This is a genomic window from Xanthomonas sp. WHRI 8932A (assembly GCF_035012785.1).
Lineage (GTDB): Bacteria > Pseudomonadota > Gammaproteobacteria > Xanthomonadales > Xanthomonadaceae > Xanthomonas.
This window is the reverse complement of the sequence record NZ_JAYGQQ010000012.1, coordinates 107,502-125,459: the sequence shown is the minus strand read 5'-3', so window position 1 is coordinate 125,459 and position 17,958 is coordinate 107,502. Positions and strand designations below refer to the sequence as shown.

General features: G+C 63.2%; 12 protein-coding genes and 2 pseudogenes. 2 read left to right on the top strand and 12 right to left on the bottom strand.

From position 1 onward, the window contains the following. Positions 1 to 167 precede the first annotated feature (167 nt). The 3 genes and pseudogenes from VC212_RS19370 to VC212_RS19360 form a co-directional block, all read right to left on the bottom strand. Positions 168 to 2,876: a pitrilysin family protein gene (locus tag VC212_RS19370; RefSeq protein ID WP_323526600.1), complete on the bottom strand. Its 2,709-nt coding sequence runs from the start codon at positions 2,874 to 2,876 to the stop codon at positions 168 to 170. Between the two features lie 158 nt (positions 2,877 to 3,034). Further along, positions 3,035 to 3,409, bottom strand: a complete 375-nt coding sequence (locus VC212_RS19365) for an STN domain-containing protein (protein WP_153066721.1) — start codon at positions 3,407 to 3,409, stop codon at positions 3,035 to 3,037. A 188-nt stretch (positions 3,410 to 3,597) separates the two neighbouring features. Beyond that, positions 3,598 to 3,717 (bottom strand): annotated as a pseudogene (locus VC212_RS19360) (aldo/keto reductase); the annotation flags it as partial. Here VC212_RS19360 and VC212_RS19355 point away from each other — a divergent pair. Next, positions 3,716 to 3,877: pseudogene (locus VC212_RS19355) on the top strand (lysophospholipase); the annotation flags it as partial. The pseudogenes VC212_RS19360 and VC212_RS19355 overlap by 2 nt on opposite strands. 61 nt (positions 3,878 to 3,938) lie before the next feature. On the opposite strand, the gene VC212_RS19350 reads toward VC212_RS19355, so the two are convergent. The 7 genes from VC212_RS19350 to VC212_RS19320 all read right to left on the bottom strand — a co-directional run bounded on the left by VC212_RS19350 (position 3,939) and on the right by VC212_RS19320 (position 15,208). Beyond that, positions 3,939 to 4,211 carry a hypothetical protein gene (locus VC212_RS19350; RefSeq protein WP_323526599.1) on the bottom strand — a complete coding sequence of 91 codons (273 nt, stop codon included), beginning with the start codon at positions 4,209 to 4,211 and terminating at the stop codon, positions 3,939 to 3,941. Positions 4,212 to 4,653: 442 nt separating this feature from the next. Next, the gene (locus VC212_RS19345) at positions 4,654 to 5,196 is read right to left on the bottom strand and encodes a hypothetical protein (RefSeq protein ID WP_323526598.1); all 543 of its coding nucleotides are present in this window, start codon (positions 5,194 to 5,196) and stop codon (positions 4,654 to 4,656) included. A 229-nt stretch (positions 5,197 to 5,425) separates the two neighbouring features. Continuing rightward, positions 5,426 to 5,725: a metallophosphoesterase family protein gene (locus tag VC212_RS19340; protein ID WP_323526597.1), complete on the bottom strand. Its 300-nt coding sequence runs from the start codon at positions 5,723 to 5,725 to the stop codon at positions 5,426 to 5,428. Between the two features lie 214 nt (positions 5,726 to 5,939). Then, the gene (locus VC212_RS19335) at positions 5,940 to 6,404 is read right to left on the bottom strand and encodes a metallophosphoesterase family protein (protein ID WP_323526596.1); all 465 of its coding nucleotides are present in this window, start codon (positions 6,402 to 6,404) and stop codon (positions 5,940 to 5,942) included. A 148-nt stretch (positions 6,405 to 6,552) separates the two neighbouring features. Continuing rightward, entirely contained in the window at positions 6,553 to 8,736 is a 2,184-nt protein-coding gene (gene glgB, locus VC212_RS19330) for a 1,4-alpha-glucan branching protein GlgB (protein ID WP_323526595.1), read from the bottom strand. 11 nt (positions 8,737 to 8,747) lie between these two features. Beyond that, the gene (gene treS, locus VC212_RS19325) at positions 8,748 to 12,098 is read right to left on the bottom strand and encodes a maltose alpha-D-glucosyltransferase (RefSeq protein WP_323526593.1); all 3,351 of its coding nucleotides are present in this window, start codon (positions 12,096 to 12,098) and stop codon (positions 8,748 to 8,750) included. Next, positions 12,095 to 15,208: a maltotransferase domain-containing protein gene (locus tag VC212_RS19320; RefSeq protein ID WP_323526591.1), complete on the bottom strand. Its 3,114-nt coding sequence runs from the start codon at positions 15,206 to 15,208 to the stop codon at positions 12,095 to 12,097. The genes treS and VC212_RS19320 overlap by 4 nt, the downstream gene beginning before the upstream one ends. Before the next feature lie 396 nt (positions 15,209 to 15,604). Between VC212_RS19320 and VC212_RS19315 the strand changes: the two genes are divergently transcribed. Then, positions 15,605 to 16,495: a hypothetical protein gene (locus VC212_RS19315; protein ID WP_323526590.1), complete on the top strand. Its 891-nt coding sequence runs from the start codon at positions 15,605 to 15,607 to the stop codon at positions 16,493 to 16,495. A 460-nt stretch (positions 16,496 to 16,955) separates the two neighbouring features. On the opposite strand, the gene VC212_RS19310 is transcribed toward VC212_RS19315, so the two are convergent. Both VC212_RS19310 and VC212_RS19305 read right to left on the bottom strand, forming a co-directional pair. Next, entirely contained in the window at positions 16,956 to 17,390 is a 435-nt protein-coding gene (locus VC212_RS19310; protein ID WP_323526589.1) for a hypothetical protein, read from the bottom strand. Positions 17,391 to 17,481: 91 nt separating this feature from the next. Continuing rightward, a complete protein-coding gene (locus tag VC212_RS19305) occupies positions 17,482 to 17,892 on the bottom strand; it encodes a hypothetical protein (protein ID WP_323526587.1) in 411 nt (136 codons plus the stop codon). Between the last annotated feature and the right edge of the window lie 66 nt (positions 17,893 to 17,958).

Below are 17,958 nucleotides of genomic sequence, written 5' to 3'. Positions count from 1 at the left end.
CGCAGACGGCAACATTGCTTGTTAGACGAACCGTCGGGCCGCTTCCTTATCCGGCACGCAGGCAACACACAGCGTCCCGTCTCGCCAGGATCGCCGCAGGCTGACGTCGTTACAGCGCATCGGCGCAGTGCAGGCCCGGCGTGTCTTCTCACCCGGGCCTGCACGCATCACGGCGCTGTTGCGGCGGCAGCGGGGATGACCGTCACCGGAAGCCCGAGTTGGGCAAGCTGCGGCTCGACCTTGGCCGCGTCGCCGAGCACGACCCAGACGAACCTGTCCGGATCAATCGACTGCTGCAGCGCCGCCTGCGCCGTCTCGCGGTCCAGGCGGCGATAGCGCTCGACCAGCGTCGCTTGATATGCGTCGGCGCGGCCGAGCAAGCGATTCTCACGAATGGCATCCAGATAACTTTGTGCATCGCCATAGGCCACCGACAACTTCCTGATCTGGCCCTCGATGACAAAGTCGAATTCTTCGCGCGTCATTGGGCGTTTGCCCAGAAACTCGGACATCTCCCGGCGAATCGTGGCGATCGTCTCGCCGGTCTTGTCCTGTTGCACAGGCGCATTGACCAGGTAGCGGGTCGCCATCTTGAGGGTATCGAAGCGGCCATCGACGCCATAGCTCCACCCTTTGGTTTCGCGCAGCTCGGTATTCAAGCGGCTCGAGAAACTCGCTCCGAGCGCGATGTTGGCCAGCGTGGCGTCGGACACACGCCCGCGATTGCGCGTCTCCACCTCCTGCCCGGCCAGGATCATCGACTGATCCGAATCCGGATTGTCGATCAGCACGATGCGCGGCGACGCCGCCTTGGCAGGTCCGGGCAGGTCCTTGCGCCCCGGTGCGCCCTGCGACCGCCAATCGCCGAAGCTGCGCTCGAGCAGCTGCTGCACGACCTCCGCTGGCAGATCGCTGCTGACGAAGATGCTGGTCTTGTCTGGCCGGAACCAGGCGTGGTGGAAGGCGATCAGATCCTCGCGACTGATCGCCTTCACCGCGTCCGCATCTTGCGGCCCCTGGTGACGGGTATAAGGCGAGTCGGCATCGATCAGCTGCAGCAGGGTGCGTCCCACTTGCATGGAGCCGTCCGTGTCGGCAGCAGCGATGCCGGCAATCATCTCGTCGCGCTGCTCCTGGATCCGGTTCGGGTCGAACGCGGGGAAGCGCAGCATGTCCGCCAGCAGCGTCAGCGCCGGCCGCAGGTTGGCGCTGGGCACCGACAGCTTGGCGGTGGTGCGGTCAGGGTCGGATTCCAGACTGGTAGATGCGCCAAGTCGGTCGCGCTGGATCGCAAGCGCATCGGCATTGCGCTTGGTGGTGCCCTTGTCCAACAAACCCAGCACCATGGCGTGAGTGCCAGGCCGCTGCAGCGGATCGGCCACGACGCCGGCATCGACATCGATGGTGATCTGGGTGAACGGCACATCGCCGCTGCGCAGATACATCACCTCGATGCCGTTGCTCAGGCGCAGCTGCTGCGCCTGCGGAAAAGCGATGGCGCCGAACACACCCACTGGCGGCAGGCCACCGCGGGTCCCGGCAACCACCGGGTCGACAGGGGCGGCCACACTGCGTGCGGAAGGCACGGCGGCAGCCGCGAACGCCGCCGGCGCCCCTGGCAGGATCGTCAACGCGTACGCCGGCCGGCTGAGCCAGGTGGCTGCCGCTGCCTGCACGCGCTCTGGCGTTTGTGCGGCCAACGTCTGCAACTCAGTCTTGTAGAAGTCCGGCCCCTTGCCCAACCGCAGCCCTTCGTTCACCACAGCGAGCTTGCTGGAGGGCGTCTGCAGCGCGGCGAGCTGCTGTGCGAGCTGGCGGGTGACATAGAGGTCTATGTCGTCGGCCGACACAGGGGTGGTCAGCATGCTGGCGATGGCCGCATCCAGCTGGCGGCTTGCCAGCACCGGATCCACCCCGGCCGCCACGCTGCCATCGATCATGACGATCCCCGAATGCACCGAGGTGTCCAGCGTGACCGCAAGCGCGCTGAAACTCTTTTCCTGCTGTACCAGCCGTTGCTTGAGGTAGGACGATCCCATTTGCGCCATCGTGGCCACCGCCACCTTGAGTGATGCAGCCACCGGATCGGCCTCGCCAGGAACGGCCCAGGCGCGGTAGAGGTGCGGTGTGGACACCCGATCCGTCAACGTGTCTTCCAGCCGCCTGGGCAAGGTCGGTACCGGAGCGACCGGTGGCAGATTGGACGGGCCGGCCGGGATCGCGCCGAAATATTTCTCGACCAACCGCTTGGCGGTGTCAATGTCGATATCGCCGTCCATCGACAGGACCGCGTTATTGGGCCCGTAGTGGGCACGGAACCAGACCTTGACGTCATCCAATGTTGCCGCGTCCAGGTCAGCCATCGAGCCGAAGACCTCGTGCGCAGCGGGATGTCCCGGCGGATACAACCGCTCGCGCACGCGGTAGCGCACGATCGCCAGCGGCTTGCTGTCGGCCTGCCGCTTTTCGTTTTGCACCACGCCGCGCTGCTCGTCGAGCTTGGTTTGGGTGAGTGCACCGAGCAGATACCCCATGCGGTCGCTTTCCAGAAATAGCGCCTGCTCCAACCCGGGCGTGGGCAGGCTTTCGTAATAGCTGGTGCGATCAGGCATCGTGACGCCATTGAGTTCGGCACCCAGCCGCTGCAAGGGCAGTGCGTAGTCACCCGGCGCATTCTCGCTGCCGTTGAACATCAGATGCTCGAACAGGTGCGCGAATCCGGTTCGACCCGCAGGCTCGGACGTAGAGCCGACGTTGTAGTCGACGGTCAGCGTGACCATCTTGGCGCGGTGATCGGAATGCACGAAGACGCGCAAGCCGTTCTGCAGCGTGAAACTCTGGTACGGAATATGGATCGCGCGCACGAGCTCCGCCAACGGCGCAGGTTCCTCCGAAGCCACACGTTCCGCATTGGTCGCCGTGGTCGCCGCTGGCAATGCGCTTGCTACTGCGCTGACGACGCTCGATACCAATGCCAACCCAAGCAGGCCAACGTACAAGCGAGCGGAAAAAGTCCTTTTTGTCGCAGACGTCCTCATAGCGATGCCCCTGGTCGTGCCACTTGATGGACCGGTGCCGAAGCTCCTGCAGGCTGCATGGAATGCGATTGCGCGGCACCGGACGCCTGCTCGGCAAGCACGATCGAGTAGGTCCCTGGCCCGGTCTTGAGCCAGCGCAACCCGCTGTGGCGCAACAGGACCGTCAATGCCGACTCGATCGGGTAGGCCCCTTTCAGGCTACTGGTACGGCGTGCGGCAACCGCGTCCTGCGAAACCAGAATTTGCACTGTCGTGGCCTGCCGTGAGAAAGCAGCGATCCCGCTGGCGGCAGTTTGCGCGGGAACATCGAAGCGCCAGATCTCTGCCGGCCCAGTCGCTGCCGCCGTCAGCAGCAATGACAGCAGCGGCACTGCGCACACTTTCTTCCAGCACATGTCGTTCCCTTGCAAAGCGGCCCGCGCGGCATGCCTGGACCTCATGACTCAAGGACGAAGCACAGCGACGCTTCCTTATTTGCACATCCTGCAGGCAACCGGTACGGCTGCACACGCAACGATGCAGCCACTGCTGACGTGCCCTGAGCGGTGCGGTGCGGTGTCGATTGGCTCCGCGCCTGCGCCTGCTCGGCGGTGCGTGCGCCAGGAATCACTGCCGACATCACCTGCGGTGCGGCGGCGGCTATCGACAGGTGCTTGTGTTGATCCAGTAACGCCACTGCCACAGCGCAGGACAACGCCGCCGCCGAGCCGATGGGCCAAGTCAAGCTCGCATTCGACTACACCCATCTCGGCCCGGACGGCGCGGAGTTGTTCGCCGCCATCGTGGCCGACGAGTTGTCGCAGCAGTTGCCTGCGCTGCGGCCGCTGTTGATTCCCTAGGACCACAAACCAGCGAGGGCGACCCGGCATCTGCACACCGATGCTCTACCCGGCATGGCGCTCAGCCGGTACGCCGTTCGCGAAACCAGTACAGCGCCAAGCCGAGCCCCCCGCCGATCAGACCTCCCACCACGATGCCATGGGCAAACCCCTGGCCGTTGAAGTGAGCCACCAGCGCCCCGATCGCCATGCACGGCAGCGAGATTCCCGCCACCCCGCGGCGCCGCGCAAGGCGGCATGCCTGCGCGGCACGTTTGCGTTCGCGCTGCAGCCGCGCGCGTGTCTCCGGCAGCATGATGGCTTCGGCGATGGCATCGGCTTGCGTGCGATCCATGTGGCGCGTGTCCTAAGAGTCGATCATGACGCCCGCCGCGATGGCGGACTCTTCCGTGAAAGTATCGGTGGCTCCGAATGGCTGCACAAGCAAAAACGAGAGCAAGGTGCACATGGCGATCGATACGCTGGCGCAGCGATCAAGATTGCTTTTGTAGATCAGGGCTATACCGGCCAGGAGCGGGCACAGAATGCGGCAACACTCTCTCGACAGTCATAACACGCTCCAGAAAAGATCTGAGCAACGCTCCCGTGAGCTTTCAGCCGACAACCGAGATAATCTGCATCAAGCACAGTGTTGGTTTGTCAGCAAGTCGATGGCAGAGGCTTCTGATCGCAGCGCCTGCTAGGGTTTCACGTGGAAAACCGATGATTCTTCTTCGGAAAATCCATCTTCGCCGTCAATCCTCTCCGGCCAGGGGATGGATCCCACACCTGCGGTGCTACGGAAAACCAGAGAAACGCTGGTACACCCAGTAAATCCTTGATGTCTCGGTGTCATAGGCCATGACGTTAATTGCATTCAAAGAAGATGGCAAGTCCGGACCAGCATAATCCGCTGGGTTCGACACCCGGGCGAAGAAAAAGCGTGAGGAATTCATTTCAGGGGGTTTTGGACATCCCTGCAAGTGATCTAATGGCATTTCAAATTTAAATAGATCAAATTCGTCATACTTGTCAGGGCCTCGGTACCAAATTCCGCGCGCCGCGTGACTTTCCCAGAACGTTTCTGGAATACTCGCCACATCGACAGCGTAGAAGTAGTACATGTCTCCGAAAAAATAATCGGTTTCCCCGCAGACTTGCGGTATCCCGCGCAAAGACGTGACCTGCCCGAGTCCACTGCGCTGCAACTGTTCGTGCATGCTGACGATGGTATCAAGGCGTTGCTGTAGTCCTAATACCATCCACAGATGCGCGCCCGCTGCTGCGACGATCCCACATGCCAGCACAAGACGCTTCAATAGTTTGATCAGAATGCGCATCGATCATCCCGAGAGCCGATGGTATTACCATCGCATGGCGGCGCCCGCCACGCTAGCAGCCGCGCTTTTGAGCGGCGTTGAATTGGCTGGGCGGTTGCGCTTGCGTCGCAGACCATTGTTTGCGCCTGCGCAAGCTCATCATCTTCGGATAGCACGGCAGCAGACCGGTTGAGCATGCGCGTGCTGCCATAGCTCGCCAATCCGTCACTCGTTGCAGTCGCCCATGGAATCAATGCGGCTCGAACACCTGCAATGCCGCGCGTGGCGGTCCATTACCCAACCACAACGTTGCCACACTGATCGGCAACCTGAAATGACGCGGACCGGCACTGCCCGGATTGATATACAGCACGCCATCGCGCGTCTGGATCGAGGGTTTGTGCGAATGCCCGCTGATGACGATATCTGCCGCCACGCCCGGTGCCAGCGTTTTCAGATGCCGATGGTATGAAACCTGCACCCTCTCGCTGAATAGAACTGAAGGTGCAAGAGCCCAAGCACTCCGATCGCATCGCAGGGGTGCGCCCATGCGATGGCCGCGCACTACTGACCACCCGGTGTTCCGCGCACCGTTACCTTGCCTGGCATCGGTGCACGCGGCTGGCAGCAGACATACTCTTTGACTGTGGCGGCTTTGACTGTGGCGGCTTCGACACAGGCGGATCGCACGACGGCAGACCGCTGAAATACGCTCGCACCGCCATCGCTCGACAGTTCACCGTATCTGCCCGTTGCCAGCGGAATCACCGCAATTCCAGCAATTGCAGTGTTGCACGCGGTGGTCCGTCGCCCAACCACAGGGTTGCAACGCTGATCGGCAAACTGAAACGACGTGGGCCTGCACTGCCCGGATTGACGTACAACACGCCATTGCGGCTGTGCACCGACGGCATGTGCGAATGACCGCTGATGACGACCTCTGCCGCCACGTCCGCCGCCAGTGTTTTCAGATCGTGCAGCACATGGATGCGCACGCCGGCGATCACCAGATCCAGCGTCTGCGGCAAGACGGCCGCCCAGGGTTTGTCATCGATATTGCCGGCGATCGCGTGCACTGGCGCCAGCGCCTGCAATGCGGCTAGGACGTCGGGTTTGCCCACGTCACCGGCATGAATGAGTGCAGCGCATCCGGCAAGTGCCGTGACCGCTTCCGGCCTGAGCAGGCCGTGCGTGTCGGACACCAATCCGATGCGTAACGGGGTAGGCATTGTCGATGTCTCAACCAGCAGGCAGCGAAGTGTTTTGCGCGGATGGTGGCATCGCCACACGGCACCTCAGCAGGCTGTCTTCGGCATGGCCCAGCCAGCCCATCGATCCGGCAGCGCCGGGCTTGCTGCCCGGCGCCGTGCAGTTAACTCACCCGTGCGGCGTGAGCACGATGACGCCCAGCGGCGGTAACAGCAGCGGCAACGACTGGGCGTGGCCGTGCATGGATTGTTGCTCAGCGGTCACGCTGCCACCGTTGCCCAGATTGGCACCGCCGTAGATGCCGGCATCGCTGTTGAACACTTCGCGCCATTGGCCGCCCTGCGGCACGCCGATGCGATAACCGTGCTGCACCACCGGGGTGAAGTTGATCACCACCAGCACCGGCGCATCGCCGCGTTTGCCCTTGCGCAGGAACGCGAGCACGCTGTTGGCCGCGTCATCGCCGACGACCCAGGCAAACCCGGATGGATCGTCGTCGTATGCGTGCAATGCCGGGTATTGCACATACAGCCGATTCAAATCGCGCACCAGTGTTTGCACACCGCGATGGCGCGGGTCGTCGAGCAAGTGCCACGGAATGCCGCCGTCGTGATTCCATTCGGTGGGCTGGCCGAACTCGCAGCCCATGAACAGCAACTTGCGCCCGGGGTGGGTGAACATGAAACCCAGATACGCACGCAGATTGGCAAACCGCTGCCAGTCGTCGCCCGGCATGCGGCCCAGCAACGAGCCCTTGCCGTGCACCACTTCGTCATGCGAGATCGGCAACACGAAGCGCTCCGAATACGCATAGACCATGCTGAAAGTCAGCTCACCGTGGTGGTAGCGGCGGTAGATCGGGTCCAGCCCCGCGTAATGCAGGGTGTCGTGCATCCAGCCCATGTTCCACTTGTAGTGAAAGCCCAGGCCGCCATGCGCGACATCGGCGGTGACGCCGGGAAACGCGGTGGATTCTTCGGCAATCATCACCGCGCCCGGGGTGTGCTCGCGCACCACTTCGTTGAGCCGGCGCAGGAACGCGATGGTTTCGTAATTCTCGCGTCCGCCGTGGATATTGGGCACCCACTCGCCTGCATTGCGGCTGTAGTCGCGATACAGCATCGAGGCCACCGCATCCACGCGCAGGCCATCGACGTGGAAGCGCTGCAGGAACTCCAGCGCGCTGGCGATCAAAAACCCGGACACCTCGCGGCGGCCGTGGTTGTAGATCAGCGTATTCCAGTCGCGATGGAAGCCTTCGCGCGGGTCGGCGTGTTCGTACAGCGCGGTGCCGTCGAAATGCGCCAGGCCGTGCGCGTCGGTGGGAAAGTGCGCCGGCACCCAATCGACGATGACGCCGATACCTTCGCGGTGGCAGCGATCGACAAAGCGCGCAAAGCCATCGGGCGAGCCAAAGCGCGCGGTCGGTGCGAACAAGCCCAGGGGTTGATAGCCCCATGAGCCGCCGAACGGATGCTCGGTCACCGGCATCAGTTCGACGTGGGTGAAGCCCATATCGGCCACATATGGGATCAGCCGGTCGGCCAGACCATCCCAGTCCAGATCCACGCCCTCTTCGCGCAGCCAGGAACCGGCATGGATCTCGTAGACGCTCATCGGCGCGTCGTGCGCCTGGCGGCGCGCACGCGTGGCCATCCAGCCGTCGTCGCTCCACTGGTGCGGCGTAGGGTCGGCCACGATCGAAGCGGTGCCGGGTGCAAGCTCGGCGCGACGCGCGACCGGGTCGGCCTTGGCCGGCAGCTCGTGGCCGTGCGGGCCGCGCAGCTGATATTTGTAATGCGCGCCAGGGCCGACATCGGGCACGAACAGCTCCCACACGCCGGATTGGTGACGCAGCCGCATCGGGTGACGGCGCGCGTCCCAACTATTGAAGTCGCCCACCACCGCCACGCGCGAGGCATTGGGTGCCCACACCGCAAAGCGCGTGCCGCGCACGCCGTCCACCTCGACCACGTTCGCGCCCAGCGCATCGGCCAGCTGCAGATGGTGGCCTTCGCTGATCAGGTGCAGGTCGAAGTCGCTGAGCTGCGGCCCGAACGCGTACGGGTCAGCCGTCTCCTGCTCGCCGCCGGGCCAGCCGATGCGCAGCCGATACGCGCCTTGTGCAGGCAACTCACCGGCAAACAGGCCCGCTTCCGGGCCGGCCTCCAGGGCAATCGTCTGCCCGTCGTCGAGCACGGCGCTGACATGGCCGGCGCCCGGCAGATAGGTGCGCAGCAAGCGCCCTGCGTCGGTCGGGTGCGCGCCCAACACGGCGAACGCATCGCCGTGGCGCGCTTCGGCCAGGGCGCGTACCACGCCGGGGTCCCATCGATTGGTCACTGCTGTCATCCCTCCACTCATCATGTGTCTCCTGCACCGGCGCGTGCGCGTTGCAGGATGCGTCGCAAGCCTTCAATCGGCACCATCAACCAGCCCGGGCGATTGGCCGCTTCGTAACGCACTTCGTAACAGGCCTTCTCCACCAGGAACAGCAAGGTGGCTGCGTTGAACGCCGCCGGCGCAATCCACGGATGGGCGCTGGCGTCGAGCACGGCATGGTAAGCGTCCAGGAAGGCTTGCGTGGAGCGGCGGCGGAACTGCGCCAGAAATTCATCAAGATGCGTGTCCACACCGACGCCTGCGCGTGCGGCAGTACCTTCTTCGCCACGCGCCGAAACCTCGCTGGCGTAATCGAGCGAGCGCAGGAAACCGGCTACATCGCGCAACGGGCTGGCCTTGGCGCGACGCTCGGCCAGCGGCTTGGCCGGCTCGCCTTCGAAGTCGATCAACACCACATCATCGAAGGCCACCAGGATCTGGCCCAGGTGGAAATCGCCATGCACGCGGGTCAGCAGCGAATCGGCCAGCACGCTCGGCGCCTTGGCCAGCAAGCTGTCCAGCTGCGGGCGCTCGGCGAGCACCGCTTCCAGTGCCTCGCGCTCGGTCGCGTCCTCGCTCCCCGACAAGCGTGCGTTGACCATCTCCCACATCTCTTCGACCTGCCGCGCCACACCGGCCACCACGTCGTTGGCCGTCGGCAGATCGATCCGCTGCGGTGCGAAGTCCGCATCGTCGGTAGCGCGTGACAGGGCTTCGTGCAACTCGGCCAGGCGCTTGCCAACCACGGCCGCAAACGCGTCGTAGCCAGCGATGGCTTCGGCGCGCGACTCGTCGGTTTGCGCGGTGGCGTATTCGTCGAAGCTGCGCGCCAGATGGTCCAGCGTCCAGCGCCAGGCATCGCCCTGATTGCGGATAAAGCCCTGCAGCAGCGCGATGGTGGTGATGGTGCCCTGCCCGTCGACGCGGCTGACGCTGCCCAGCAGCGGCGCTGCATTGGCGTAGCCCAGCTCGGTCAGGCGGCGGCCGATTTCGATTTCTGGGTTCGCACCGATTGCCACATGCCGCAGCAGCTTGAATACCGCCTTGTCGGCGACCACCAGCGAGCTGTTGCTCTGTTCGGCCGACAACCAACGGATGTCCGGATCCGCCGGGATCTCCAGCTTGGTCAGCGCCGGCGTCGCTTCAAAGCGCACCTGGCCTTGCTGCGAAGGATCATCGCCATCGCAGAAGTCCAGCGTCGCATTGGTCCGCAAGGCATCGATCACGCCGCGCACCATCGGCTTGAGCGCAAACGCATCGGTGAGATAGCCCACCTCGCGCCCTTGGCGCACGCGCGCCAGGGCCAGCTGTTCGGCCAGGGTGCTGGGCTGGTCGCGCTCCCACACGATGCCGATCGGCAGCATGTAGGACGCGTGGTGGCCGTCTTCCAGCTCCACGTCCAGCTCCAGCAAACTCATTGGCTCATCGCCCGGCAATGGCGTGCGGCGCGAGATACGCACGCTGCGCAGCGCCTGATCCTTGGCCGAGAACCAGCGCCGCGCCGACAGCCACGCCGGCAGGATTTCACCTTCCAGGGTGGGCAGATGCGGCAGCAGCGCGTTGCTTTCGTCGGTGTCGCTGCGCAGTACCAGCGTGCGGTAGTCCGGCAACGGCACCGGGCTAGGCACATGCCAATCCGGCAAGGTGCCTTCGCTGACCAGCTGAAACGCGTAGAAGCCGAACGGCGGCACCGTGAGCAGATAGGTCAGCCGGCCGATCGGCGGGAAGCTGCCGCCGCCGATGATGTCCACCGGCACGCGGCCTTCGAACTCGGACAGATCCAGTTCCACCGCCTGTAGTGTGTGCGACAGGTTGGCCACGCACAGCACGGTTTCGTCCTGATAGCAGCGCAGATACGCCAGCATGCGGCGGTTGCCCGGGTACAAGAAGCGCAGCACGCCGCGGCCGAACGCCTGGTAGCGCTTGCGCACGCTGAGGATGCGGCGGGTCCAGGTCAGCAGCGAATGCTGGTCGCGGATCTGCGCTTCCACATTCACCGCCTGAAAGCCGTACAGCGGGTCCATCACCGGCGGCAGCACCAGCTGTGCCGGGTCGGCGCGCGAAAAACCGCCATTGCGGTCGACCGACCACTGCATCGGGGTGCGCACGCCATCGCGGTCGCCCAGATGGATGTTGTCGCCCATACCGATCTCATCGCCGTAATACAGCACCGGCGTGCCCGGCATGGTCAGCAACAAGGAGGTCATCAATTCGATACGGCGGCGGTCGCGCTCAAGCAGCGGCGCCAGGCGGCGACGGATGCCCAGATTGATGCGTGCGCGACGGTCCGAGGCGTAGGTCTGCCACAGATAATCGCGCTCCGAATCGGTGACCATTTCCAGCGTCAACTCATCGTGGTTGCGCAGGAAGATCGCCCACTGGCAGCTCTCCGGAATCTCCGGGGTTTGCCGCATGATGTCGGTGATGGGAAAGCGGTCTTCGCGCGCGATCGCCATGTACATGCGCGGCATCAGCGGGAAGTGGAACGCCATATGGCATTCGTCGGCGTTCTGGCCGAAATACTGCTGGGTATCTTCCGGCCACATATTGGCTTCGGCCAGCAGCATGCGGTCAGGGTATTCGGCATCCAGGGTGGCGCGGATCTTGCGCAGGATGGCGTGGGTCTCGGGGAGATTTTCGTTGGAGGTACCGGAGCGCTCGATCAGGTACGGCACCGCGTCCAGACGCAGGCCATCCACACCGCGGTCCAGCCAGAAGCGCATCACTTCCAGCACCGCCTCAAGCACCGCGGGGTTGTCGAAATTCAGGTCCGGCTGATGCGAATAGAACCGATGCCAGAAGTACTGGCCGGCCACCGGGTCCCAGGTCCAGTTGGACTTTTCGGTATCGCAAAAAATGATGCGTGTGCCTTCGTATTCCTGATCGGTGTCCGACCAGACGTAGAAGTCGCGCTCCGGCGAGCCGGCCGGCGCGTTGCGTGCACGCTGGAACCACGCATGCTGATCGGAGGTGTGGTTGATCACCAGCTCGGTGACCACACGGATGCCGCGCGCATGCGCCTGCGCCACCAGCTGTTCGAAGTCAGCGATGGTGCCGTAGTCCGGATGCACCGCCATGTATTCGGCGATGTCGTAACCGTCGTCGCGGCGCGGGCTGGGGTAGAACGGCAGCAACCAAATGGTGTCCACGCCAAGTTCGGCGATGTAATCCAGCTTGGAAATCAGTCCCGGAAAATCGCCGATGCCATCGTCGTTGGAGTCGAAAAACGACTTGACGTGCACCTGGTAGATGATCGCGTCCTTGTACCAAAGCTGATCTGCGATCACCGCCGATTGTTCTGCGTCGGCCTGTAAAGCGGGAACTGCATTCATGCGACCTCTCCTGCGCGGATGCGCCATAACGCGAACGGTCGCGCTGCCTCTACACGGATGTGCTGGTGTTTGCCTTGCCACTCGAACCGATGCCCGTCCCACAGATCTTCCACCGCAACGGTGGCGTGATCGGGCAAGCCCAGTTCCCACAACGGGATTTCGATATCCGCCTCCTGGCCGGCATGCGGGTCCAGGTTGATCGCCACCAGCACCATGCTGCGGCTGCGCGACAGATACCCGGCATCCAGGAACTTGCCGAAATACAGCACCTGGTCGTTATGCGCCTGATAGAAGCGCGTCCCCAGATGCGATTGCAGTTCCGGGTGCATGCGGCGCAGCTGATTGAAGCGGGTGATCTCATCGACGATGTCGCCGGGCGCCCGCTCGGGCCACGCACGCAACTGGAATTTCTCCGAGTCCAGATACTCTTCCTTGCCCGGTGCCAGCGGCGTGGCCTCGCACAGTTCGAAGCCCTGGTACATACCCCACAACCCGGACAACGTCGTCGCCAATGCAGCGCGGATCAGATGCCCGTTGCGCCCGCTGGTTTGCAGGAACAAGGGATTGATGTCCGGCGTATTGACGAAGAAGTGCGGGCGGAAGCACTCGCGCGGCACGCCTTCGTTCAACTCTTCCACATAGTCCTGCAGTTCGTGCTTGTGGTTGCGCCAGGTGAAATAGGTGTACGACTGCGAAAAGCCGCACTTGGCCAAGCGGTACATCATCTTCGGCCGGGTAAAGGCTTCGGACAAAAACACCACGTCAGGGCGACGCCCGCGCACATCGGCAATCAACCACTCCCAAAACGGGAACGGCTTGGTGTGCGGGTTGTCCACCCGAAACAGCGTGACACCTTCATTGACCCAGAACAGCACTGCGTCGCGCAGCGTGTTCCACAAGTCCGGCACCGCGCCGCTGGCGTAGAAATCGACGTTGACGATGTCCTGGTATTTCTTCGGCGGATTTTCCGCATACGGGATGGAACCGTCCGCGCGCCAGGTGAACCAGTCCTTGTGATCGCGTAGCCACGGATGGTCCGGCGCACACTGGATCGCAAAATCCAGCGCCACTTCCAGACCATGCGCACGCGCAGCCTGGATCAAGCGACGGAAACCCTCCAGCCCACCGAGCTCGGCATGCACCTCGGTGTGGCCGCCATCGGTGGCACCGATCGCGTACGGGCTGCCCGGCTCGCCATCGACGGCGGTGACCGAGTTGTTGCGGCCCTTGCGGTTTTTCGCCCCGATCGGATGGATCGGCGGCATGTACAGCACATCGAAGTGCATCGCGCGGATATGCGCCAGGCGTTCGATCACGTCGTCGAAGGTGCCGTGCCGCGCCACATCGCCGCTTTGCGAACGCGGGAACAGCTCGTACCAGCTGGCAAAGTGCGCCGCGCGACGTTCCGATTCCACCCGGTAGGTCACCGGCGTCTCGGAGCGGAACGGCTTGTCGTCGGCCAGCGCCATCGCCTGCGCGGTGTCCGGTTCCAGCACGATGGCCAGCTGTTGCAGCGGCTCACTCTGCGCACCGATGCGGGTAAGCAGGGCCTGCAAGCGCTCGGCCAACGCACCGGTGCTGCGTGCATGCGCAGCCTGCACCACGGCCACCGCCTCCTGCACGTCTACCGGCAACACCGTGTTGGCCGCGCGCTTCTTTTCCAGATCGGCATGCAAAGTGGCGAAGACATCGCGCCAGCCCTCCACACGGAATTCATAGGTACCGATGCGCTCCAGCGGGAACTCCGCGCGCCACCGGTCGTTGCCCAGCGCACGCATCGGCGCGCTGGACCAGGTCTTGGCATCGGCCGGCCGCCACAGCACCGCCACCGCGATGCGGTCGTGCCCGTCGCAGAAGGCATCCGCTTCCACGCAGATGCGGTCGCCCACCGTGCGTTTGACCGGGAAGCGACCGTTATCGACCGAGGGCGTCACCGATTCGATGCACACCCGCGGCCAGGCAGCCGCGGTCTGCGCACGCGGCCGCATGCGCGGCACTGCCAGCACATGGCTTGCCGGCACGCTGCGGTACACGCGCACTTCGCTAGGTTCCAGTGCGTCGAGCGTTGCGCCGGACAAGGTGCGGCCATCTTCGGCCACCAACGCCTCGGCATCGCCAAGCAGCCGCAACAGATCCGATGCCGGCACCGGCACCACATGTCGCGTATCGCCATTGATCAATAACAAGGCGGGTAAACCGCCCAACGGGTCGACCGCAACCGCTGTCAGGCCGGTGGTTTCGCGTAGCAGCGGGCGCAGCCGCATGCCGGCATTGCTGGTCGGCAACCCATCGGCCGCGCGAATCGACTGTGGCAAAGCATCCAGCTGCGCATCGTCCAGCAACCAGGCGCCACCCAGGGCCAGCGCCAGCTGCCAGTGCTGCTCGGGCGATGCCGCACGCTTGCCATCGGGCGCATCGAGCACAGCAATGACCTGCGATGCCAGCGCACGCAGCGCAGTGTCTTCATCGAAGAACCAACTGCCGCGCCCGTCCCACCACGCCAGCGACGAAAACGCCGCATCGAAGCCGGCACCAGACAACTGCTGCAAGGCTTCCAGACCCAACCCAGGCGTCCACGCCGCAAACACCACCTCCGGCGCCTGCGCATGCACGCGCGCGATCAACTCGCGCCAGCGCTGCACCGGCACCTGTTGCGGCTGCAATAGCCGGAAACCGCCAACTCCCTGCCCGGCCCACTCCAGCAGGCGCACACTCCACCACTCCACCAGCGCCGCGCCTTCCTGCGCATAAGCAAAGCGCGCCTCGGCCACCTCCGGCGTGCCCCGCGGCTGGCGCGGGTCCGGCACCGCCGTGCTGCGTGCACGAAACCACTGCGGGTTATCGCGCACCACCGCGCTGGCGCCACCGATTTCATCCAGGCGCACATCGATCAACAGCTTCACGCCCGCGCGGTGCGCCGCCTGCGCCGCCTCGCGCAGGTGGCCGTCGTGGACATCGGCCCCAGCCGCCGGCTCGATCAACCGACCTTCCGCATCGCGCGCGAACGGCGCCGCCATCACCACGTAGTCGCAGCCCGCCTCGTGGGCCACACTGCAGCGCTGCTCCAGCCCGGCAGACGAAGACGCCTCATTGAGAACACAGATCCGCATGGCGCCTCCTCAGCAGACCACGGCGCGCGAACGCACCGTGACGGTGGGAGACATATCGCACGCGTCATGTCGCCACGCCGCAGCGACTCGCGGAGGAAGCGCCGGTCCAACACCCGCCTGGATCACGCCTTGCCGCCCCGACCCCTGCCAGCGCGACGCCCGACCGACCCTGCTACCTGTGACTGCACTCATGCGCAACTCCGCAACGATTCTTGACCCATGCAGTCAAACACTCCCATTGCGAATTTCATGTGTCGGTCGAATTGACGAAAATCAAACAAGCGCGGCGGTGCGGGATGCCGGTCATGCATGGAATCCGGTACTTGGGTTGAACGTCGGCCACACCCTTCACGCTGCTGCAGTAAGCTGGATGCCCACCCTGCAAGGAGAGCGAGGATGCGGATCTATTTTGCGATGGCACTGCTGATTGTCGCCCTGGTTGCACACGCAACAGAGCCGAAGCTGGACTTAAAGCGCGCTCAGGAGATCGCCACGCGTTGGCAGGACTTCAGTGTTAACGATGACATCGTGAAGGAAGACTACGTAGGTTTCCTGCAGGTGGTCGATCTGGACCAGGACGGTGTCGATGAGATCGTCTATCTCAGCGCGTCGTATTGCTCCGGGTCCACGGCCGAATGCCCGAATGGCATTACCGTTCTCAGCAAACTCGTTCCCAGGAAGACACAAACGCTCAGCGTTCCCATGGATGAATGGGAAACCAGGGCGCGCAAGACCGGCTATACGCCGGATGCGAATGAGCAGATTCCCGGCGAAGTGATGAGCCTCAGCATCAAGGACAAGCGCATTGAGGTTGTCTTTGTCGTGCAGAAGCAATCGCCCATCTGCAACCGGGAACAGCGCAATCCCGACGGATCCGAGCGCTGCCCGGCGCCAGGGCGCTACACCTGGGCCTATACCTGGAAGCGCGGTACGTTGACACGTGTCGCCCAGGGCGAGCGTTACGAACGAAACACATCGACGGCCAACTTTCCGGTCCCTGTTCTGGGCACATGGGTCACTGCGGGCACCGCGTGTGGCGATCTGGATGCGGCCGACCCAAAGCACACCATCCAGGTGGAGTGGAACACCATGACCGGCAAAGGCGAGGAACGATGGCCCACGTCGGTCACCCTGCTGGCGCGCACGCCATGGACATGGCGGGTGATTACGACATCGGCACGAGCACCACACGAGGAAGTGCCTGCCGTCTTCATGCTGACCGAGACGGAATCACGGCTGATCATTGCCGAACGGGCACGGGTCAGGACGTTTGATCGCTGCCGCTGAGGCGCTGCGCCTGAGCGGGATCGTTGCCGTAGTTGGTTGGTGTCTTCAAGCCCTGTTGCCAAGTGTTTCACAAGGTTTGCGGGCTGTTCGGCCAGGAAGTTTCAAAGAGAACGGCCCTGCTCGAATGCGTGTTGCGGAAGCTCCCGCGCACACCACGGGTAGAAACGCGCAAACACTGGCCGTGCATTGATCGACCCGCATGGGTCGCCCCGAAACAGTTCGAATGAAAAGCGCACACGCGGCTCAAAGTCTGTGACCGCATCAAAAAAATAGATGCAGCACTATTTATCGCGATGTTTACGCTACTTAAAGCGGGCGGGACCCTGCACATCTAACCAAACGTTCGTCCACGCTTGGCAGCTGCGCAGGCCTTCACACGCACCACCGCCTCATAGCTCTCCCGGCCACAAGTTCACGGGCGAAGAGCCTATCAAGTTAACCAATTCCGCAGATCCCAATTCTAAGGAAAATTGTTTTCGCGATTCTTACTGGATAACCGTTCAAGCGCACGAAGGTCGTGCGTGCTTTCCAGCATCGAAGTCCTTGAGCAACTACCAAGGATTAGAGGTTGCTCGCCATGGGAATACACGAGCACATTAGAACCCTGGAGAGGAACGAAGCCATCACTGACAAAATTGACTGATTCTTCCGCCGTTGTCGTGACAGTATCGCCACGATGCAAGCTTCCCTTCCAGACTTCGAGAACACGAAGCTGCGCGAACTGAAAATTCTCTCGGCTAAAGCCAGGTGATGGATAAATCCTCTCGACACGCGCTGAGAACACATCTTGTGCGGCCGAATAAGCGTGTGTCACAGATATCGACCTGCCACATGACACGGCGGCAGCGGGCGCGGCCATCAGGGATAAAGCAAGAAGTGCGAAGACTTTCAGCATGCTTGAAATGCACCTAGGCTGATCCAGCTCACGCAGCAGGCGGGGGCCCAATGAGTTCGTTCTTCTTGTCCGGGCCGGTTTGAATCGTTGATCAGGGATCAGCCCGGTCACGAGAATTGCGCTTGAATATTGCTGCCAGCCAGCCAAACCCAAACAAAACCAAAGCTGGACCTATACCAAGACCCACGAAGCCACCTGTGTATTCGGGTTGACGCTGCACAAAGGTGTTGTAAAGGACCCAGGCAATAATGCACAGCCCGATACCAGCGCACAGCAGGCCGAACAAGGCTTGCGGCACTCCCATGACAACGCTTGCCAGCCGTAAGCGTCGGCTGGGGTTCGGAGTGTCCCGCAGTTCCTGCGCCAGATCAAACCAATAGAGGATGGAAAGAACCAGGCCAACCGGAACACCCAGGAAAAACCAGCCATTTAGGCTGACAAGCGGCAACGACAGCACTAATACAGCCAGGGAGAGCAAAAGCCTGCGCGTGGTACTGGACATCAACCTAGCACCTGAGTTAAGCCGCGCCACGAAGTGGCGCTGGTCTGCGGGAAACAGAGGCAGTTT

Bases quoted from the DNA above. Each gene is read 5' to 3' on its own strand.
- VC212_RS19350 (WP_323526599.1), bottom strand. From the start codon at position 4,211: ATGGATCGCACGCAAGCCGATGCCATCGCCGAAGCCATCATGCTGCCG.
- VC212_RS19345 (WP_323526598.1), bottom strand. From the start codon at position 5,196: ATGCGCATTCTGATCAAACTATTGAAGCGTCTTGTGCTGGCATGTGGG.
- VC212_RS19340 (WP_323526597.1), bottom strand. From the start codon at position 5,725: ATGGGCGCACCCCTGCGATGCGATCGGAGTGCTTGGGCTCTTGCACCT.
- VC212_RS19335 (WP_323526596.1), bottom strand. From the start codon at position 6,404: ATGCCTACCCCGTTACGCATCGGATTGGTGTCCGACACGCACGGCCTG.
- glgB (WP_323526595.1), bottom strand. From the start codon at position 8,736: ATGACAGCAGTGACCAATCGATGGGACCCCGGCGTGGTACGCGCCCTG.
- treS (WP_323526593.1), bottom strand. From the start codon at position 12,098: ATGAATGCAGTTCCCGCTTTACAGGCCGACGCAGAACAATCGGCGGTG.
- VC212_RS19320 (WP_323526591.1), bottom strand. From the start codon at position 15,208: ATGCGGATCTGTGTTCTCAATGAGGCGTCTTCGTCTGCCGGGCTGGAG.
- VC212_RS19315 (WP_323526590.1), top strand. From the start codon at position 15,605: ATGCGGATCTATTTTGCGATGGCACTGCTGATTGTCGCCCTGGTTGCA.
- VC212_RS19310 (WP_323526589.1), bottom strand. From the start codon at position 17,390: ATGCTGAAAGTCTTCGCACTTCTTGCTTTATCCCTGATGGCCGCGCCC.
- VC212_RS19305 (WP_323526587.1), bottom strand. From the start codon at position 17,892: ATGTCCAGTACCACGCGCAGGCTTTTGCTCTCCCTGGCTGTATTAGTG.